Origin of the sequence: Streptomyces sp. NPDC046931 (genome assembly GCF_040644655.1) — a bacterium.
Lineage (GTDB): Bacteria > Actinomycetota > Actinomycetes > Streptomycetales > Streptomycetaceae > Streptomyces.
In genome coordinates this window covers 251,390-269,808 of record NZ_JBEYWX010000003.1, presented here as the reverse complement: position 1 = coordinate 269,808, position 18,419 = coordinate 251,390, and the positions used below count along the sequence as shown (strand labels likewise).

The 18,419-nt window shown below is 70.2% G+C and carries 19 protein-coding genes and 1 pseudogene; 4 read left to right on the top strand and 16 right to left on the bottom strand.

Going from position 1 to position 18,419, the window contains the following annotated elements:
• Positions 1 to 14: 14 nt before the first annotated feature.
• Positions 15 to 1,451, bottom strand: coding sequence for a pyruvate kinase (gene pyk / locus ABZ876_RS08625; RefSeq protein WP_361776414.1), 1,437 nt, complete (start codon positions 1,449 to 1,451; stop codon positions 15 to 17).
• A 373-nt stretch (positions 1,452 to 1,824) separates the two neighbouring features.
• On the opposite strand from pyk, the gene ABZ876_RS08620 reads away from it, so the two are divergent.
• A complete protein-coding gene (locus ABZ876_RS08620; RefSeq protein ID WP_361776411.1) occupies positions 1,825 to 3,630 on the top strand; it encodes a 5'-nucleotidase C-terminal domain-containing protein in 1,806 nt (601 codons plus the stop codon).
• Between the two features lie 86 nt (positions 3,631 to 3,716).
• Here ABZ876_RS08620 and ABZ876_RS08615 read toward each other — a convergent pair whose 3' ends face one another.
• From ABZ876_RS08615 to ABZ876_RS08595, 5 genes and pseudogenes are all read right to left on the bottom strand, one after another.
• Positions 3,717 to 5,216 (bottom strand): SidA/IucD/PvdA family monooxygenase, encoded by a 1,500-nt coding sequence (locus ABZ876_RS08615; RefSeq protein ID WP_361776408.1) that lies wholly within the window; start codon positions 5,214 to 5,216, stop codon positions 3,717 to 3,719.
• On the bottom strand, positions 5,213 to 6,577 hold the full coding sequence (locus ABZ876_RS08610; protein ID WP_361776405.1) for an aminotransferase class I/II-fold pyridoxal phosphate-dependent enzyme: 1,365 nt from the start codon (positions 6,575 to 6,577) through the stop codon (positions 5,213 to 5,215). The genes ABZ876_RS08615 and ABZ876_RS08610 overlap by 4 nt, the downstream gene beginning before the upstream one ends.
• A gap of 792 nt (positions 6,578 to 7,369) precedes the next feature.
• Entirely contained in the window at positions 7,370 to 9,871 is a 2,502-nt protein-coding gene (gene pepN, locus ABZ876_RS08605) for an aminopeptidase N (RefSeq protein WP_361776402.1), read from the bottom strand.
• A 203-nt stretch (positions 9,872 to 10,074) separates the two neighbouring features.
• A complete protein-coding gene (locus ABZ876_RS08600) occupies positions 10,075 to 10,632 on the bottom strand; it encodes a response regulator (protein ID WP_361776399.1) in 558 nt (185 codons plus the stop codon).
• A gap of 139 nt (positions 10,633 to 10,771) precedes the next feature.
• Positions 10,772 to 10,882, bottom strand: a pseudogene (locus tag ABZ876_RS08595) (chorismate mutase); the annotation flags it as partial.
• A gap of 573 nt (positions 10,883 to 11,455) precedes the next feature.
• Here ABZ876_RS08595 and ABZ876_RS08590 point away from each other — a divergent pair.
• Entirely contained in the window at positions 11,456 to 11,662 is a 207-nt protein-coding gene (locus ABZ876_RS08590) for a helix-turn-helix transcriptional regulator (protein ID WP_361776396.1), read from the top strand.
• Positions 11,663 to 11,855: 193 nt separating this feature from the next.
• On the opposite strand, the gene ABZ876_RS08585 is transcribed toward ABZ876_RS08590, so the two are convergent.
• Entirely contained in the window at positions 11,856 to 12,095 is a 240-nt protein-coding gene (locus tag ABZ876_RS08585; RefSeq protein ID WP_361776394.1) for a hypothetical protein, read from the bottom strand.
• A 157-nt stretch (positions 12,096 to 12,252) separates the two neighbouring features.
• Between ABZ876_RS08585 and ABZ876_RS08580 the strand changes: the two genes are divergently transcribed.
• Positions 12,253 to 12,492 (top strand): winged helix-turn-helix domain-containing protein, encoded by a 240-nt coding sequence (locus ABZ876_RS08580; protein ID WP_361776392.1) that lies wholly within the window; start codon positions 12,253 to 12,255, stop codon positions 12,490 to 12,492.
• Positions 12,493 to 12,526: 34 nt separating this feature from the next.
• A complete protein-coding gene (locus tag ABZ876_RS08575) occupies positions 12,527 to 12,715 on the top strand; it encodes a hypothetical protein (protein ID WP_361776389.1) in 189 nt (62 codons plus the stop codon).
• A 359-nt stretch (positions 12,716 to 13,074) separates the two neighbouring features.
• Here the strand turns inward: ABZ876_RS08575 and ABZ876_RS08570 are convergent, their stop codons facing one another.
• The 9 genes from ABZ876_RS08570 to ABZ876_RS08530 all read right to left on the bottom strand — a co-directional run bounded on the left by ABZ876_RS08570 (position 13,075) and on the right by ABZ876_RS08530 (position 18,419).
• Positions 13,075 to 14,091, bottom strand: coding sequence for a tyrosine-type recombinase/integrase (locus ABZ876_RS08570; protein ID WP_361776386.1), 1,017 nt, complete (start codon positions 14,089 to 14,091; stop codon positions 13,075 to 13,077).
• On the bottom strand, positions 14,088 to 14,576 hold the full coding sequence (locus tag ABZ876_RS08565) for a helix-turn-helix transcriptional regulator (RefSeq protein WP_361776383.1): 489 nt from the start codon (positions 14,574 to 14,576) through the stop codon (positions 14,088 to 14,090). The genes ABZ876_RS08570 and ABZ876_RS08565 overlap by 4 nt, the downstream gene beginning before the upstream one ends.
• A 1-nt stretch (position 14,577) precedes the next feature.
• A complete protein-coding gene (locus tag ABZ876_RS08560) occupies positions 14,578 to 14,814 on the bottom strand; it encodes a hypothetical protein (protein WP_361776380.1) in 237 nt (78 codons plus the stop codon).
• A gap of 118 nt (positions 14,815 to 14,932) precedes the next feature.
• A complete protein-coding gene (locus tag ABZ876_RS08555; protein WP_361776377.1) occupies positions 14,933 to 15,061 on the bottom strand; it encodes a hypothetical protein in 129 nt (42 codons plus the stop codon).
• An 8-nt stretch (positions 15,062 to 15,069) separates the two neighbouring features.
• Positions 15,070 to 16,158 (bottom strand): hypothetical protein, encoded by a 1,089-nt coding sequence (locus tag ABZ876_RS08550; RefSeq protein ID WP_361776374.1) that lies wholly within the window; start codon positions 16,156 to 16,158, stop codon positions 15,070 to 15,072.
• 9 nt (positions 16,159 to 16,167) lie between these two features.
• Positions 16,168 to 16,863, bottom strand: coding sequence for a collagen-like protein (locus ABZ876_RS08545; protein WP_361776371.1), 696 nt, complete (start codon positions 16,861 to 16,863; stop codon positions 16,168 to 16,170).
• Positions 16,860 to 17,147 (bottom strand): hypothetical protein, encoded by a 288-nt coding sequence (locus ABZ876_RS08540; protein WP_361776368.1) that lies wholly within the window; start codon positions 17,145 to 17,147, stop codon positions 16,860 to 16,862. Before ABZ876_RS08540 ends, ABZ876_RS08545 begins: the two co-directional genes overlap by 4 nt.
• Before the next feature lie 31 nt (positions 17,148 to 17,178).
• On the bottom strand, positions 17,179 to 17,499 hold the full coding sequence (locus ABZ876_RS08535; protein ID WP_361776365.1) for a hypothetical protein: 321 nt from the start codon (positions 17,497 to 17,499) through the stop codon (positions 17,179 to 17,181).
• A gap of 17 nt (positions 17,500 to 17,516) precedes the next feature.
• On the bottom strand, positions 17,517 to 18,419 hold the full coding sequence (locus tag ABZ876_RS08530; RefSeq protein ID WP_361776362.1) for an endolysin: 903 nt from the start codon (positions 18,417 to 18,419) through the stop codon (positions 17,517 to 17,519).

Genomic DNA, 18,419 nt, shown 5'->3' with positions numbered 1-18,419 from the left:
CGCGTGGGGTCGGGCTAGCTGGGGCTGTCGTCCTCGCCGATGTGGTGGACCCGCACCATGTTCGTCGAGCCCGACACCCCGGGCGGCGAGCCGGCCGTGATCACCACGATGTCGCCCCTCTGACAGCGGCCGTACCTCAGCAGCAGCTCGTCGACCTGGTCGACCATGGCGTCCGTGGAGTCGACGTGCGGACCGAGGAAGGTCTCCACTCCCCAGCTGAGGTTCAGCTGGGAGCGCGTGGCCGGCTCGGGGGTGAAGGCGAGGAGCGGGATCGGGGAGCGGTAGCGGGACAGCCGGCGGGCGGTGTCGCCCGACTGGGTGAAGGCGACCAGGAACTTCGCCCCGAGGAAGTCGCCGATCTCGGCCGCGGCGCGGGCGACCGCGCCGCCCTGGGTGCGCGGCTTGTTGCTCTCGGTCAGGGGCGGCAGGCCCTTGGCGAGGATGTCCTCCTCGGCCGCCGAGACGATGCGGGCCATGGTGCGGACCGTTTCGACGGGGTGGTTGCCGACGCTGGTCTCTCCGGAGAGCATCACGGCGTCGGTGCCGTCGATGACGGCGTTCGCGACGTCCGAGGCCTCGGCGCGCGTCGGACGCGAGTTCTCGATCATCGAGTCGAGCATCTGGGTGGCGACGATGACGGGCTTGGCATTGCGCTTGGCGAGCTTGATCGCGCGCTTCTGGACGATGGGCACCTGTTCCAGTGGCATTTCGACGCCCAGGTCGCCGCGGGCCACCATGATGCCGTCGAAAGCCGCCACGATCTCGTCGATGTTCTCGACGGCCTGCGGTTTCTCCACCTTGGCGATGACGGGGAGGCGGCGGCCCTCGTCCTCCATGATGCGGTGGACGTCCCTGATGTCCCGGCCGCTGCGGACGAAGGAGAGGGCGATGACGTCGCAACCGGTGCGCAGGGCCCAGCGGAGGTCGTCCTCGTCCTTCTTGGAGAGCGCCGGGACGGAGACGGCGACGCCCGGCAGGTTCAGCCCCTTGTGGTCCGAGACCATGCCGCCCTCGACGACCGTCGTGTGGACCCGGGGACCGTCGACGGAGGTGACCTCCAGGCAGACCTTGCCGTCGTCGACGAGGATGCGTTCACCGGGGGTGACGTCGGAGGCGAGGCCCGCATACGTGGTGCCGCAGATCTGGCGGTCTCCTTCGACGCCCTCTTCCACGCTGATGGTGAAGGTGTCCCCGCGTTCAAGGAGTACGGGGCCTTCGGTGAATCGGCCGAGTCGGATCTTCGGGCCCTGAAGGTCGGCGAGGATTCCCACGCTGCGGCCGGTCTCGTCGGAAGCCTTGCGTACGCGCTGGTAGCGCTCCTCGTGTTCGGCGTAGCTGCCGTGGCTGAGGTTGAAGCGGGCGATGTCCATTCCGGCTTCGACCAGTGCCTTGATCTGGTCGTACGAGTCGGTGGCGGGCCCCAATGTACAGACGATCTTCGCTCGGCGCATGGTTCGAGCGTATGCCTTACCGGCCGGTAGAGAATTCGTTGCGCGTGACTACCCAACGACCTTTACGTGAAGCCTTATTGACAAGTGTTGAATTGTGCGGTGGTGCGCTCCGATGAGCATCCCGAAGGAAAACCGGAGCGAAATACGCGCGGTTTTCGCTGACGCCCGTATTCCGCTGGCCCTCGTGATGCGGTGCGGCCGGTCCGGGGCGGCGCCGTGATGACGCACGCGTCGATCCCCGCTCTGTCACCGACGGTCTGACGGGGAGTCATGCACCGGTCATCAGATCGAAACCTCCGGGGTCTGTTGCGGCCGGTCGTGACCGGGTCAGAATCTACGCGCGTTGTTGACCAGTCCTCGAGGGGTACGAGAGATGCCGTTGAATCGCCGGAAGTTCCTGAAGAGATCCGCTGTGACCGGAGCGGGGGTGGCGCTTGCGGGTTCCGCGGCGGCTCCGGCGGCGCAGGCGGCGTCCGCGACCCCGGCGAAGAAGGGCCCGAAGCGGTATGCGCTGACGGTGATGGGGACGACGGATCTGCACGGACACGTCTTCAACTGGGACTACTTCAAGGACGCGGAGTACGCGGACAAGGCCGGCAACGCGATGGGCCTGGCCCGGATCTCGACCCTGGTGAACCAGATCAGGCAGGAGAAGGGCCACTGCAACACGCTGCTGCTGGACGCGGGCGACACGATCCAGGGCACTCCCCTGACGTACTACTACGCGAAGGTCGACCCGATCACGGCCAAGGGCGGCCCCGTGCACCCGATGGCGCAGGCCATGAACGCGATCGGGTACGACGCGGTGGCGCTCGGGAACCACGAGTTCAACTACGGTATCGAGACGCTGCGGAAGTTCGAGTCGCAGTGTCACTTCCCGTTGCTCGGCGCGAACGCGCTGGACGCGAAGACGCAGAGGCCGGCGTTCCCCCCGTACTTCATGAAGAAGTTCCACGTACCGGGCGCCCCGCCGGTGAAGGTCGCGGTCCTCGGCCTGACCAACCCGGGCATCGCGATCTGGGACAAGGCCTATGTGCAGGGGAAGTTGACCTTCCCGGGCCTTGAGGAGCAGGCGGCCAAGTGGGTGCCGAAGCTCAGGTCGATGGGCGCGGACGTGGTGGTGGTGTCGGCGCACTCCGGTTCCTCCGGGACCTCGTCGTACGGTGACCAGCTGCCGTACGTCGAGAACGCGGCCGCCAATGTGGCCCGCCAGGTGCCGGGCATCGACGCCATCCTGGTGGGCCACGCGCATGTGGAGATCCCCGAGCTGAAGGTCACCAACGAGCAGACGGGGAAGACGGTCGTACTGTCCGAGCCGCTGTGCTACGCGGAGCGGCTCACGCTCTTCGACATCGAGCTGGTCTTCGCCGAGGGCCGGTGGGAGGTCGAGTCCGTCGCGGCCTCCCTGCGCAACACGAACACGGTCGCCGACGACCCGGAGATCACCAAGCTGCTGTCCGACGAGCACGCGGCCGTGGTGAAGTACGTGAACCAGGTGGTCGGCCGGGCGACGGAGACGCTGACGACGGTGGAGGCGCGCTACAAGGACGCCCCGATCATCGACCTGATCACCAAGGTGCAGGAGGACGTGGTCAAGGCGGCGCTGGCGGGCACCGAGTACGCGTCGCTGCCGGTGCTGGCGCAGGCGTCGCCGTTCTCGCGGACCTCGGAGATCCCGGCCGGCGATGTGACGATCCGGGATCTGTCGGGCCTGTACGTGTACGACAACACGCTGGTGGCGAAGCTGATGACGGGTGCGCAGCTCCGGGCGTACCTGGAGTACTCGGCGGGGTACTTCGTGCAGACGGCCGCGGATGCGGCGGTGGACGTGGAGAAGCTGACCAACGCGGGCGGCCGGCCGGACTACAACTACGACTATGTGTCGGGGCTGCGCTACGACATCGACGTCGCCCAGGCGGCGGGTTCCCGTGTCAAGAACCTGACCTACGGCGGTGCCCCGCTGGACGACGCCCAGCAGTTCGTGCTCGCGGTGAACAACTACCGCGCCAACGGCGGCGGCGCCTTCCCGTACGTGGCCTCGGCGAAGGAGCTGTGGTCGGAGTCGACGGAGATCCGGACCCGGATCGCGGAATGGGTGACCGCGAAGGGTGTCCTGGACCCGAAGGACTTCGCGTCCGTGGACTGGAAGCTGACGCGGAACGGCACGGCGGTCTTCTAGGCCTTGGATCTGCTGGGGCCTCGGTTTTCTGAGGCCCCATGCCCATTGAGGCCTCAGAAAACCGAGGCCTCAGGCCCTTTGGGGCATCAGACCCTTTGGGGGCAGCAGGTCCTCTGGGGCAACAGGTCCTCTGGGGCAACAGGTCCTCTGGGGCCTCGGATCGTGTCTTCCGGGGCCCCGGGTCCGTCTTCCCAGGTCCAGCTCCCGTCATCCTGGGCCCGGGCCGCGGGTGGACCCGGATACCGGAGTCCGAAGGTGGTGAAGGCGGTGCGCCGGGGCAGGGGGTAGGGCTCCTTGCCGGTGAGGGAGTTGAGGATGGTGGCGCTGCGCCAGGCTGCGAGGCCGAGGTCCGGGGTGCCGACGCCGTGGGTGTGGAGTTCGGCGTTCTGGACGTAGAGGCGGCCGGTGACGGAGGGGTCGAGGACCATGCGGAACTGGTCGTCGATGCGGTGACGCTCGCTGCTGTCGCGGCGCAGGTAGGGGGCGAGTCCGGCGAGGATGCGGTCGAGGGGGCGCTCGCGGTAGCCGGTGGCGAGGACGACCGCGTCGGTGGTGAGGCGGGAACGGACGTTCTGCTGGGTGTGTTCCAGGTGCAGCTCGATCCTGGCGGTGGCGAGGCGTTCCGCGGTGTGGACGTGGACGCCGGGGGTGAGGACGGCGTCGGGCCAGCCGCCGTGCAGGGTGCGGCGGTACAGCTCGTCGTGGATGGCGGCGCTGGTGGCGGTGTCGATGCCCTTGTGGAGCTGCCACTGCGCCGAGACGAGCCGGTCGCGCACGGGTTCGGCGAGGGCGTGGAAGTAACGCGTGTAGTCGGGCGTGAAGTGCTCGAGGCCCAGCTTGGAGTACTCCATGGGGGCGAACGCCTCGGTGCGGGCGAGCCAGTGGATCCGCTCGTGCCCGGCCGGCCGGTGGCGCAGGAGGTCGAGGAAGACCTCGGCGCCCGACTGGCCCGCGCCGACGACGGTGATGTGCCGGGCGGTGAGGAACTCCTCGCGGTGGCGGAGGTAGTCCGCGGCGTGGATGACGGGCACGGCGGGGGCCTCGGCGAGGGGGACCAGCGGTTCGGGGACGTACGGTTCGGTGCCGACGCCCAGGACGATGTTGCGCGCCCGGGTCCGGCCGAAGGCCTCGGCCTGGCCGTCCGGGTCGAGCCGGGTGAAGTCGACTTCGAAGACGTCGTTCTCCGGGTCCCAGCGGACGGTGTCGACCTGGTGGCCGAAGTGGAGTCCGGGGAGGTGGCCGGCGACCCAGCGGCAGTAGGCGTCGTATTCGGCGCGCTGGATGTGGAAGCGCTCGGCGAAGTAGAAGGGGAAGAGGCGCTCGCGGCTCTTGAGGTAGTTGAGGAACGACCAGGGGCTGGCGGGGTCGGCGAGGGTCACCAGGTCGGCGAGGAAGGGGACCTGGAGGGTGGCGCCGTCGATGAGGAGGCCGGGGTGCCAGTCGAAGCCGGGTCGCTGTTCGTAGAAGGCGCTGTCGAGTTCGGCGAGGGGTTGGGCGAGGGCGGCGAGGGAGAGGTTGAACGGGCCGATGCCGATGCCGACCAGGTCGCGTGGAGCCGGGAGGTCGTGGTACGGGAGGTGGATCATCGGGGCGTGCTTCCTTCCACCAGGTTCAGGAGCGCGGCCAGGTCGCCGGGCCCGGTGTGGGGGTTGAGGAGGGTGGCCTTGAGCCAGAGGCGGCCGTCGAGCCGGGCGCGGCCGAGGACGGCGCGGCCGTGGTGCAGGAGGGTGCGGCGGACGGCGGCGACGCTGTCGTCGGGGGCTCCGGCGGGCCGGAACAGGACCGTGCTGATGGTGGGCGGGGCGTACAGCTCGAAGGCGGGGTGTGCCGAGACGAGCTGGGCGAGTTCCTGTGCGCGGGCGCAGACGTGGTCGACGAGGTTGCCGAGTCCGGTCCGGCCGAGGGCTTTGAACGTGACGGCGATCTTGAGGATGTCGGGGCGCCGGGTGGTGCGCAGGGAGCGCCCGAGGAGGTCGGGCAGACCCGCCTCGGTGTCGTCGTCGGCGTTGAGGTAGTCCGCGCGGTGCTGCAAGGCCCGCAGGTCGTGCGGGCGCTGCACGGCGAGGAGGCCGGCGGCCACGGGCTGCCAGCCGAGTTTGTGCAGGTCGAGGGTGATGGTGTGGGCGCGGTCCAGGCCGTGGAGCTTGGGGCGGTGGCGGTCGCTGAAGAGGAGTCCGCCCCCGTACGCGGCGTCGATGTGGAGGCGGGCGCCATGGGCTGCGCACACATCGGCGATCTCGTGCAGGGGGTCGATGAGTCCGGCGTCGGTGGTGCCGGCCGTGGCGGCCACGAGGACCGGCTCGCCCGGGCCGGACAGGCGGCTGAGGGCTTCGGCGAGGGCACTGGGGTCGAGAGTGCCGCGCGGGGCGGGGAGCACCACGGGTTCGGGCAGGCCGAGGAGCCAGGCGGCGCGGGCCAGGGAGTGGTGGGCGCCTGCTCCGCAGACGAGCCGGACACGGCCGTGGGCTTCGCGGGCGAGGAGGAGGGCGAGCTGGTTGGACTCGGTGCCGCCGGTGGTGACGAGGGCGGCGGCCGCACCGGCCTCCTGGGCGACGGCCGCGGTGACCAGGGATTCCAGTTCGGATGCCGCCGGGGCCTGGTCCCAGGAGTCCAGGGACGGGTTGAGGGCCGAGGCGGCGAGGTCGGCGGCGGTGGCGACGGCGAGGGGCGGGCAGTGCAGGTGGGCGGCGCAGAGGGGGTGGGCGGGGTCGGCGGCGCCCTCGGCGAAGGCGCGTACGAGGGCGCGTACGGCGTCCGGGTCGCCCTTCTGCGGCAGCACGTCGCCGACGGCGTCGCGGACCCGTGCGGCGACCGCCGCGGGACCGCCCGCGGGCAGCGGCCCGCCGCGCAGCCGTACGCCTTCCCGGAGGGCGTCGAGGACGGTGGCGAGCAGTGGCCCGAGGGCAGCCGGGCCTTCGGGGCCTGAGGCGAGGGGCGGCAAGCTCATGGACGTCCTCCGGGCACTGGTCGGGGGGAATCAGGCCCGCATACGAGGGAGTTCACCCGCTCACAGAGAACAACGATCCGACCCGGGAGGGGGTATCGGTGGCGAGCGGGACACGTCAGGAGGGAACCGCCGGGGTGAGAGCACGTTCACGGACCGCCGCCACCCTGTGTGGGCTCACGCCGGCGGGCGCCCGGTGGCGGACGTTCGCCGATCGGCGGCCGCGTGAGGGGGGTGCGCCGACCGGAGGCCCCGGGAGGGGCGGCAGGCCCCCGAACGCGGGCATTCGCTGACCCGCGCCTCAGCAGCCAGCGCACACCGACCGGCCACCGACTACGAGCGCGCGCCAACCGACGCCCGGGTGACGCACGCCTGCCCGCGTCCGGTGACGAGCACGGACCGGCCGACGCCGCGTAACGGCGTGTGCCGACCGAAACACCCGGGAACCGGCCCGCCGACGCCTGTTCCGGGGCACGCCGGCCGACGCCCGGTGGCAGGCGTGCGCGCAGGCCCGCACCGGGCAAGAACACCGACCGGCGGCCCATGAGAGGTGCGTGCCGACCGGAACACCCAGAAACCGGAGGCCCGCCCATCCCCACACGCAAACACGCGCACGCCTGCCGACCCCCGGCACGGGCATTCGCTGACCCGCGCCCAGCAGCGAGCGCCGGTCTCCCCGCACCCGGTGCCGGGCACGTGCCAACCGACGCGCGGGTGACGCATGCAGCCGCCGGCCCAGGCCGGGTCCCGGACACGGGCCCCCGACGCACGTGGACGGGGGCCGGCCGGCGTCGGCTACGCCTCGCGGACGCGCAGGGCGCGGGCCAGGTCGTCGAGTTCGTCGACGAGCCTGCGGTGCAGGGCCGGGACGAGGTCCTGCTTGCGCAGGCACTTCTCGCCCCGGCGGAGGGTGTCCGCGTCGACGGCGTGGCGCGGGAAGGCCCAGCGGCCGGTGGCGGCGGCGATGGCGGGGCCGCGGCGGGCGGCGACGGCGGGCGCGTCGGTCCAGTAGCGGTCGACGTACTCCGCGACGATGTCGGCCTGTTCGGGCTGCCAGAAGCCCTGCGCGGTGGCGGTGAACAGGTAGTTGGACAGGTCGTCGGTGGCGAACATCGCGTCCCAGGCACGCCGCTTGGCCTCGGGGTCGGGCAGGGCGGCGCGGCAGCGAGCGGCGCCTTCCTGGCCGGTGGCGCTGGGGTCGCGCTCCAGTTCCTCGTCGATGGTGGCCTCGTCGACGGCGCCGAGGACGGCGAGGCGGCCGAGGATGCGCCAGCGCAGTTCGGGGTCGAGTTCGGGCCCGCCGGGCACCGTGCCGTCGGCGAGCCAGGCGGCGATGGTGTCGGGGTGGGCCGCGGCGTCGATGAAGTGGCGTACGGCGATCAGCCGCAGCCCGGGGTGGGAACCGTCCTCGGTCCGGCGGATGAGGTCGCGGCACAGGTGGGTGAGGGTGGTGAGGGCCGCGGGCCGTTCCCCGGCGGGCAGGTATCGGTCGGCGACCTGGGCGGAGGCGAAGGCGAGGACGCCTTCGGCGAGGGCCAGGTCGGTTTCCTGCGGGAGGTGGGTGCGCGCGGTCTCCAGGTAGGCGGCGGCGGGGAGGCTGCCGTCGCGGACGGCGTCGCGCAGGGCGTTCCACACGACCGCGCGGCTGAGCGGTTCGGGCACGGCGGACAGGGCGCCCCGCACGGCCTTGAAGGAGTCGGCGTCGAAGCGGACCTTGGCGTAGGTGAGGTCGCTGTCGTTGAGCAGGAGCAGGGCGGGGCGCTTGCCGAGGGGCTGCGGCGCGGTCTGCGGGAGGTCCAGTTCGAGGCGCTCGCGCAGGGTGAGGCCGCCGTCGTCGGAGAGGTCCTGGTCGTACAGGCCGACGGCGATGCGGTGGGGGCGGCTGCCGTCGTGGGTGACGGTCAGGGAGTAGGTGCCGTCGTCGGCCTGGGTGAGGTGCGGGGTGAGGGTGTCGACGCCGGTGGTGCGCAGCCAGGAGTCGGCCCAGGCGTGCACGTCCCGTTCGGTGGCGTCGGCGAGGGAGTCGACGAAGTCGGCGAGCGTGGCGTTGCCGAAGCGGTGGCGGGCGAAGTGGGTGTTGATGCCGGCGAGGAAGTCCTTCTCGCCGAGCCAGGCCACCAGCTGCCGCAGCGCGGAGGCGCCCTTGGCGTAGGAGATGCCGTCGAAGTTGAGGAGTGCGGAGGCGGTGTCGTCGACCGCGTCGGGGGCCACCGGGTGGGTGGAGGGCCGCTGGTCCGCGTCGTATCCCCAGGCCTTCCGGGCGACGCCGAAGTCGGTCCAGGTGTCCGTGAAGCGGGTGGCCTCGGTGAGGGTCTGGTATCCCATGTACTCGGCGAAGGACTCGTTCAGCCAGATGTCGTCCCACCAGCGCAGGGTGACGAGGTCGCCGAACCACATGTGGGCCATCTCGTGGGCGATGACCATGGCGCGGGTCTGGCGCTGGGTGTCGGTGACGGCGGAGCGGTAGACGAACTCGTCGCGGAAGGTGACCAGGCCGGGGTTCTCCATGGCTCCGGCGTTGAACTCGGGGACGAACGCCTGGTCGTAGGAGTCGAAGGGGTAGGGCTCCTCGAACTTCTCGTGGTAGCGGTCGAAGCACCGGCGGGTGATCTCGAGGAGTTCGTCCGCGTCGGCGTCGAGGTAGGGGGCGAGGGAGCGGCGGCAGTGGATGCCGAAGGGCAGTCCGCGGTGCTCGGTGCGCACGGAGTGCCAGGGGCCGGCGGCGACGGCCGCGAGGTAGGTGGAGATGAGGGGGGTCGCGGCGGCGCGCCAGGTGCCGTCGCCCTCGTGGGTCGTGACGCCGTTGGCGAGGACGCTCCAGCCTTCGGGAGCCTTGACGGTCAGCTCGAAGACGGCCTTGAGGTCGGGCTGGTCGAAGGCGGCGAAGACGCGCTGGACGTCGTCCAGGAACAGCTGGGTGTAGACGTAGGTCTCGCCGTCGGTGGGGTCGGTGAAGCGGTGCATGCCCTCACCGGTGTGCGAGTAGCGCATGGCGGCGTCGATGCGCAGTTCGTGCTCGCCGGCGGTGAGGCCCTTGAGAGGCAGCCGGTTCTCGTCGAGCGTCTCGGGGTCCAGGGGCTGTCCGTCCAGCGTGGCGGAGCGCAGCTCGGCGGGCTTCAGCTCGACGAAGGTGTCCGCGGCCTTCCGGTCACCGCGCACCGTGAAGTGGATGACGGTACGGGAGTCGAAGGTCTCGTCGCCGCGGGTCAGGTCGAGGGCGATCTCGTAGCGGTGGACGTCGAGGAGACGGGCACGGGTCTGCGCTTCGTCGCGCGTCAGTACGGACATGAGGGACATGCTGCCTGATGCCGCCGACAGCGCACAGGGGTGGTCCCGGTACACACCCTTTGTCCGACTCCGTTGCCGCCTTCTCGCTCCCTCTCGCGCCGCCCACGTGCACGTTTTGTACCGTTCGCGTGCGCCCTTCGCGCCGTCCGCATACGTGTCCCGAGACGCCTGAGGACACGTCCCGTGCGGCCTGCGGGCTGCGCCCGTGGCACCTAGGGGTGTCTCTCGTGCCGCGCCGGGGCGCACCCGCGGGATGTGCCGTCGGCGGTGTCCTCGCGCTGGCCCGGCAGGTGTGCGTCCGGATGCGGGAGGGCGCGCGCCGGGGGCGCGCCGGCCCCCTCGAGCCGGGCGCGCAGGGCGCGTACCTCCCGTTCGAGGGCCTGGGAGTGCTGGTGGGCGTTGTAGAGGTAGCGGACCTTGGTGCGCAGGGACCAGGGGTCGACCGGTTTCATCAACAGGTCGGCGACACCGAGGCCGAAGGCGGCGGAGGTGAGTGCGGCGTCGGGACCGAAACCCGTGAGGAGGATGACCGGGATGTGCTGGGTCTGCTCCACGCGCCGCATGTAGCGCACGACGTCGAGTCCGCTCACCCCGGGCATGCGCACATCGAGGAGCAGGAGGCCCACCTGGCCCCGCAGGACCTCCTTGAGCGCGCCGTCGCCGCTGGTCGCACGGGTGAGCCGGTAGCCCAGCGGGGCCAGTGCACTCTCCAGGGCGTAGAGCATGTCCTCGTGGTCGTCGACGATGAGAATGCTCGCATCAGACGGCATGGCCCGACGTCCCCTCGTTTGGGCAACCAGCTTATGCCCGAACCGTCCTACCCCGCGTTCCTTTGACCTGACAAAGAGTCACTCGGCCGAACGGGCGAGCGGTGTCCCGCCGACCGGCACGGGCCGTGCGGCGCGGAGGTCAGTTCTTCGGTGTGTCGGCGGTGGACGTGGCGCCCTCGGCGATGCGCTCGTGGTGGCGGATGACCTCGGCGATGATGAAGTTGAGCAGCTTCTCCGCGAAGGCGGGGTCGCGTCCTGACCTCCATTCATCCGGCGTCTTCGCAGGTAAGGACTGTTCGACGTGGGATGCCGCGCCACGTCAGTACCTTGGTGGAGGCTTGGCGGATACTCGGTAGCTCCTTAGTGGTGCGGTGCACTGCCCCCTAAATCTCCCCTAAACGATCAAGCTGTTGTTGCACGTCAGATAGCCAGACGGCCCCCTGCCGACCCGCGCCGGCGGGGAGCAGGGGGCCGCCCCAAGTGCCGGCCACCGTCCCCGAGGGGGGGACCTGACGACGGGGCCGGCACGTCTTCGGGTGCTTCGACCTTCCGTGTTGCCTGAGGGATGCAGGTCGATGCAGGGATTCACCCTTTCGAGCGAACGCACGTTCGATTACTGGACACTACACGGAGCCCTGCGGCATATGCCAGTCACCGCAGGGCTACACGGTGCGTTCACCTTCTCTACGACGCGGGCACGTCCGTCCGTCGCACGCATTTCAATATTGATCATTTGGCGACCACTTGGGTACTGACACAAGATCACTAACGCCTAAGCGTGTGACGGGTGCCAGCCCGCCGCAATCCCCGACCCGACTGGGTCATGCAAAGACGTGTCGCCCTCGGTCACCGCAACGCGGATCTCCGGCGGCAGCAGGAGCTGTCACAGGAGCAGCTAGCCCACATGGCCGGCATGGAGCGCAGGTCGATTCAGCGGTACGAGAACGCGGTCCGGGATCCGCAGTTCTCGGATCTCCTGCTCATCGCTCACGCTCTCAGGTGCCACGTGACCGACCTCCTCCATGGATAGCTGCACGTAACGGGCGAGCGGTCGCTTAGCCCTGACTTTGATTCAACATGCACCCCTAGGTAAGAGCAAGGTTCAACGAGCAATTACCTACACGCGTTCACGCCTCCGTCGCGGGTGTCAACTGCCGTTCGCCATGCTCTGGCCAGGGCTTTCCTCGGAGGCAACGGTTAACGCCCGTTTATTGCCTCGGAGGTCACGCTGACTCGCCGTTCAGTGCGCGGTACGCGTCGCCCCCTAGCGCCAGGTACGCGTGCCGCAGCCGCTGGGAGTCGTCGCACGGGCCGCCGTCGAGAGCACGGCAGCGGGGGCACTCGAGGGTGTGGGCGGTGTACTCGCCGTAGGCCTCTTGCAGGGGGCTCAGCCTGGTGCCCGCGGCGACGACGGCTGGCCGACGGGTTCCCGGCTGGGCTGGGGTGTCTCTAGGCTCGTCCACGCTGACGGCTCCTGCTCGCTGTCGGCCATGCCCCCGGGCCGGTCGCACGGTCGCGGGGGTTTCTGCTGCTCAGACGGTACCGCTATATACCGCCCCATGTGGCCCCATGGGACCACCTGCGGATGCTGGGAGCTTGGCACCGCCCTACGTTTCGATCATGAGTGAGGAGCCGATCGGCTACGTGTACATGCGGGTCGCCGACCAGGTCGAGGCGGAGATCCGGTCCGGCCGGCTGCCGAAAGGTGCCCGGCTACCCAACGAGCGGGACATGGGCGCCCAGTACGGGGTCGCGCCCGGGACGGCACGGCGGGCAGTGCAGGAGCTGCGGGACCGTGGCCTGGTCGTGACGCTGGCGAACAAGGGGACCTTCGTCGTCATGGACGGGGCGAACTCGTAGTCCGCTGTCCGACCCCGCGGCTAGGCTGATCGTCATGCCTTCCACTCCCCCGCCGCAGGGTGCTGCGCGGTCTGCCGCGGCCGTGAATGCGGACATCCGCGCCCTGGTTGAGGCGTGCGGCGGCTGGCTGTATGGGGAGACGCGGCAGCGGTACGAGCTGCTCATCGCGGAGTGGACGGTCGCCGTTGCGGCGGAGCGGAACCGGCTCGTCGAGGCGGCCTGACAGCGGCAAGCCCCGCGCCGGGCGCTGTTCCGGGCGGGGCATCAGCACAGTGCCAGCTGCTGCTGATATGACGATCCCAGCGTAACCGTGGGCACCGACAACGCGGACGCCCGCCTCGACGGGGGGCGAGGCGGGCGCGGATCCAGTGTGGCACGGAGGGCTGACAGGACGGCCGCCCTCCACGTACCGTGGCCGGGCGGCCTGCCTCGTTCGCAGCGACCCTCCGGGGCGTGGGGAGTACCCCGCAGGCAGGCCGCACCCACACGCGAGGAGGGGCCATGAGCGACGACACCGCCTGGGGCTGAACCCGGACAGCACGACGCCCCCGCAGCCAGACGGCCGCGGGGGCGTTCGCGTGTTCAGAGGCCGATGTCCTCGGATGCGGCGTCTGTCCACTTGTCGGCTTCGCGGATGTACCCCCAGAAGGCCGGCGAGTTTTCCGCGTGGCCGGACTGCTCGCGGATCTTCTCCTCTCGCTTCCCGGCCCGCCGGGACGTGGTGATGAATCCGGCCCGCATGGAGTGTCCGGTGAGGCGGACGGAGAGTCCGGCGCGTTCGGCGTTGCGGGCGATGATTTCGCGGACGGCTTCCGGGGAGAGGGCGCGGTCGCCGAGGCGGCCATGGACGGTGATGGGCAGGAAGGCGGGCCCGCTGGTGATGCCTGCCGCGGCGCGCCAGGTGAGCCAGGCGCGGACGGGGCAGGTGTCGGGGTTGCGGCCGTAGCCGACGACGACGTCGCGGGGTGGGCGGCCTTTGACGGCGGGGACGTGGACTTCGAGTCCTTGGCTGACGTGGACGATGGTGTCGGCGCGGAGTGCGGCGACTTCGGCGGAGCGTCCGGCGATGGCGAAGGCCATGAGCCAGAGGGCGCGGTCGCGGAGGCCGGTGAGTCCGTCGGCGACGGCGGCGTTCATCTGGCGGAGTTGTTCGGGGGTGACGGCGGCGGCTTTGCCTCGGCCGCGTGCCTGCCGTTCGGGGTCGTTCTTCAGTGGCTTGAGGGCCTTGCGTGCGGCGACGGTGGCGAGCTTGGGGACTTCGACGCCGAGCCCGCGTGCGGTGACGGTGACGCCGGTGATGCGCCGGTCGATCGACGTGGGGGCCGCGAACTTGATGGTGTCCAGCCAGACGACGAACCCGACGAGGGTGCCCTTGGTGACGGCAGTGGACGGGAGACGGCTGCCGGTGCGTTCGGCGAGCCAGTCGTGGAACTCCTCCCAGAGTGCCCAGTCGTTGGCGTATCCGCGCTTGGTGTTGTCGGGGATGATCCTTTCGAGGTGTTCGTCGGCGGCTTTCTCCATGGCGGCGAGGACGGCGAGCGTCGCAGCGTCGTAGACGGCAGGGGTGGCGTCCGGCTGGCGCGGGGCGAGGTCGGTCACGCTGCTTCCTCGATGGCGATCCTGATCCGCTTCCCGCACAGGAAGAAGATCTTCTCGGCCCACTCCAGCGACATCGGAGCGTGGCCCGTCAGTAGCTGGCTCAGGTGCTTCTGAGTAATGTCGAGTCGCTCCGCGATCCACGCCTGCTTCAGCCCGGACTCCTTTACTGCCGCTCGCACCTGTTCGTTCAGCGCCTTTTGGACGACGGGGGTCTGTGTCGGCCGCATCATCATTTGGTACTTCGGCTGATACGCGAGACAGGCGCGACAAGTCGCTTCGGTGCCATCCGGCAGCGGTCCCTGCGCGGTCGAGCGCCCACAGATTGCCGGGCCTGTGGCCCACGCTTCGAACATGGGCAGCCACTCGTACACGGCGAGGTGTACGAGGTCCGGCTCGTCGGGCAGGCGGAGACGAGCTACGGGGCGGAGGTAACGGCGAGTCCGGTCCAGGCCCTGCTCGTCGCCAAGGTTCACGTTGACGGTCACGTTAGACCTCTTCACGAGTCAGGGATGCGCCGCCCGGCACTTCGTCGGCTCGCACAAGCCGGTGCGCGTTTCCTCGGGCTGCGGCGAACGCGAACTCTTCGGCGGTCAGGGCACCTTGCCCCTCGGGCAGGTAGAGCGATCCGTCCTCGTACACGAGGGCGATGCAGGTGGTGGCGTTGCGAGGGTTGATCACCTCGTACCAGCCTGGTCCAGAGTTGATTTGGGGGTTCAGAGACATGGCTAATTGTACCGTTTTTTCGCCCGCGATATGGCATGTTATCGAGAGTCCTGCCGTCCAACTCGGCGCCACCACACAGCAGAACGCCCCCTCCCGCCGAGGCAGGAGGGGGCGTTGTTCACGCGGTCTCGTCGGGCGGCGGCCAGTCGGGCGGGTTGGGGTAGCGGGGTTCGAGGAACGGCCACGGCGACAGGTAGAACGGGGTGGCGGGGTCGTCGTCCGGCAGGCGCAGGATCGGCTCAGACACAGCAGCTCCTACGCGGTGGTGTTGTCGACGATCAGACCGAGCGTGGCCAGGGCGGTCAGCGCGGACGCGAGCGCAACGTTGCCGCCGCGGGATCCCGTCACAGTAGGGCGGCCCGTCGGGTCCGCCCCGTAGAAGCCGACCTTGCTGCCCGGCCCGTCGAGGGTGTGGCCTCGCCCGCCGAACGCTGTCGCATCGAAGCGGGCCTCGGCAGTGACGTGGAGGATCGCCGCGCCAGACTCCATGCGGAAGTAGTTGTTCTGCGGTCCGGTGAAGTCCGGGTTGGGGAACGTCGACCAGAACCAGTCGGTGCCGCCGCTCTCGGTGTCGAGCGAGCCGCCCGAGGTGCGGAAGCGGTAGCCCTTGGTGGCTTCCGTGTTGGAGTCGCGGACGACGAGGTTCCCGGCGTCGGTCAGGTTGCCGGTGATGGTCACACTGCCGTCGTCGCCGATGATGACCGTCGAGTTCTGTATGACGAGGCCCGTAGTGCCGTCGAAGCGGGCGACCGCATTGTCCGTCGACGATGCCGGACCGGTGACCTTCGTGGAGACCTGCGTGAGGGTGTAGGCGCGGTCTCCGTGCGGGTCCGCGGCGTCCGCGTGCGCGGTGACCTTCGCTGCGGCGCCGGTCGAGGTCTCGAGGAGCGCCGTGTCTGTGATGCCGTGGACGTCGGTTGTGTCGGCGTTGTGGACGGCGACCGCCGCAGCTGCCGTGCCGGCGGCGTCTGCACCGATCTCGATCCCGGTGCTCGACTCGACGACGGTAAGCGATGCCAGGTCCACGCTGCCAGCGGATGCGGGGAGGCTGATGTTGTAGGCGCGGCTGGGCGCGTTCGTGAATTCTTCGTCGACGCGGTACGTCCAGCCGCTGGGGCTGAAGTCGGCGGCGTCTGTGGCGAGGAGCGTCTCTGTGAAGTCGCCGGACGCGCCCAACGTGACGTTGACCGGGCCGAGCGCGATCACCCCGTGCTCGGTGGATACAACCCGCGGCACGGACGGTGTGAATCGGATCGTGCCGGCATAGGGGGTGCCGTCGGGGGCGTGGTAGCCGGACGCCCCGGCCGTGACCGTGACCTGCTGTACACCAGGCGGGAAAGGCATCGCGGTCTCCTATGCGTACTGGCGGCGTTGCGGGTCGAGGCCCATGCCGAGCAGGCCACCGTTGCCGGGCTTGGGCTGGGGGGCTCCGTCCTTGCGGCAGACGAGCGCGTCGGGGTCGTAGGCCGGCGCCTGGAGGCTGTAGCCGTCGGGGCAGGTCTGCCCGTCGCGGCCGTCCGCGCCATCCTTGCCGTCCGCCCCGTCCTTGCCGGGCGGCCCCTGCGGTCCCGCCGGGCCCTGCTCGCCCTGAGGCCCTTGGGGTCCAACGGGTCCGGCGGCCCCGGCGGCCCCGGGCTGACCGGAGGCACCCGACGCGCCGGGCTGACCGTTGCTGCCGTTCCTGCCGGCCGCGCCCGGCGACCCGGACGGTCCGGGCGAACCGGCCTCGCCCCTATCGCCCTTCGGCCCCGGGATCGGCACCGGCACCTCGGCCCGCGCTGGCAGATTGCTTACCGCTTTCGTCGGGTCCGGCGCGACGGGCGTCTTACCCGCGGCTTTCACCTGTGCCCGTAGCGCTCGCACGTCTCCGGCGAGCGTCGACACCGCGTTGCCGCGCAGGTCGGCCTCGGCCGCCAACTGGTCGGCGCGATTGGCTTCCGCCTGGACGCGCACGTAGACGAGGAGGACGGCGCCGGTTAGGGCCAGCAGGAACGCGAGGAGGGCCATGGGCCGCCAACGGCGCGCGAGCACCCGCTTGGTGCGCGTCATGGCGTGCCTCCCAGCTGCGTCACGAGTAGTCGGAGCCGCGCAACTTCCGCTTCGAGTGCGGACGCTTTCGCCTCGGCTGCGCTGGCCCGTGCCTCGGCGGTCTTCTCATCCATCTCTGCCTTGTCGCGTTCGGCGATGAGGCGCTGGGTGAGGTTGTCGTAGCCGGTCAATGCCGTGCCCTCCCGCTGGCCGCGCCCCGCGACTTTGGAGCCGTACATGGCTGCAACCCCCGTCACGGCGGCTCCGCCGATCACGCCGAAGGCCGTGACGAGGGCGGCATCCATGCCACCTCCCAGAGGCTCGCACCGGGCAGGATCAGACGCCGCGGGGCTGCTGTGCCGATACCCCACCCGTCGACGTTGCCCGCTCGATGCCGGGTGCGATTCCGGAGGGCTTCCATACGGTGTGGTAGGCGACTCCGATCGCGACGGCGGCGACGAGCACGCAGGTGACGATGGACTTGCCGGAGAATTCGCCGTTGAAGTAGGCGGTGCCGAGGCCGTCTCCGGTGGCGACGACGAGCATGAGCAGGCCCTTGACGGCGCCGGACCAGCGGGGCTGGGCCACGACGGCGATCGCGAGGGGAAGCAGGTAGCCGAGGGCCGCAGACCACAGCTGCGCGTCGGTGGGGTGCATGGTGAACTCCTTGCAGATCAGGCGACGACGGTGAATCCGTGCTTGTCGCCGAGTCGGGTCAGGCTGGTCTTGCCGGGGATGCCGTCTGCGCCGGATCCGCTGTAGCCGTAGCGGCGCTGCAGGGCGGCGTAGGCGGTGATGGTCTTGCTGCCGAAGCTGCCGTCGACCCACTGGGAGTCGAGGAGGCCCTCGGCGTGCAGAGCGCGCTCGACGAGGAGCACCTCGCTCTTGTAGCTGGTGTGGCCCTGGGCGGAGGCGGGATCGTGCTTGGCCGCGTACACGATGTGCGCGAGGGACACCTTCGGCTTGGTGGCCGGCTTGGGCGGGGAGACGTTCACGAACGCGGGCCAGCTACCAGGGTCCTGGTGGGTGTTCTCCGGGACCTGGCTGTGCCCGTACCAGCCGCCTTGCGTCTCCCACACGTGCTCGTCGCGGTGCGGGGTGAAGTCGACCGGCTTGCCCATGGGCCAGGCGTTCGGGACTCCCCAGGAGTGCACCCAGTTCTGCAGCTGCTCCCAGCCCTTGCAGGGGGTGTCGGCGAGCTTCGCCCACACCTTGCCGTCTGGGGTGCGGCAGTAGGGGAAGAACAGGGCCTCGATCTGGATGACCACCTTGCCGGCCCGGTTGGTCCTGGTCCCCCCAGTCAGGTCCACCACGCTCTTGGAGCGGGAGTTCGCCGGGTAGAACTGGCAGAACTGGCCGGTGAACGGCGACCACAGGATGTGCGGTGCCATGCCCCGGCCGCCGCCTGTGAAGTAGTCCTTGAGGGCGGAGAACGGCACCAGGTCGGCGGGCTTTGCCGCGGTGGCATTGCGGTCCCAGGTGATGTGGGAGATCGCCTTCGGCGGGTACTGCGTGTCGCACGGGGCGTGGTCGCCGACGTCGGCGCGTATCGCTCCCGGCATCCAGAGGTCGGCCAT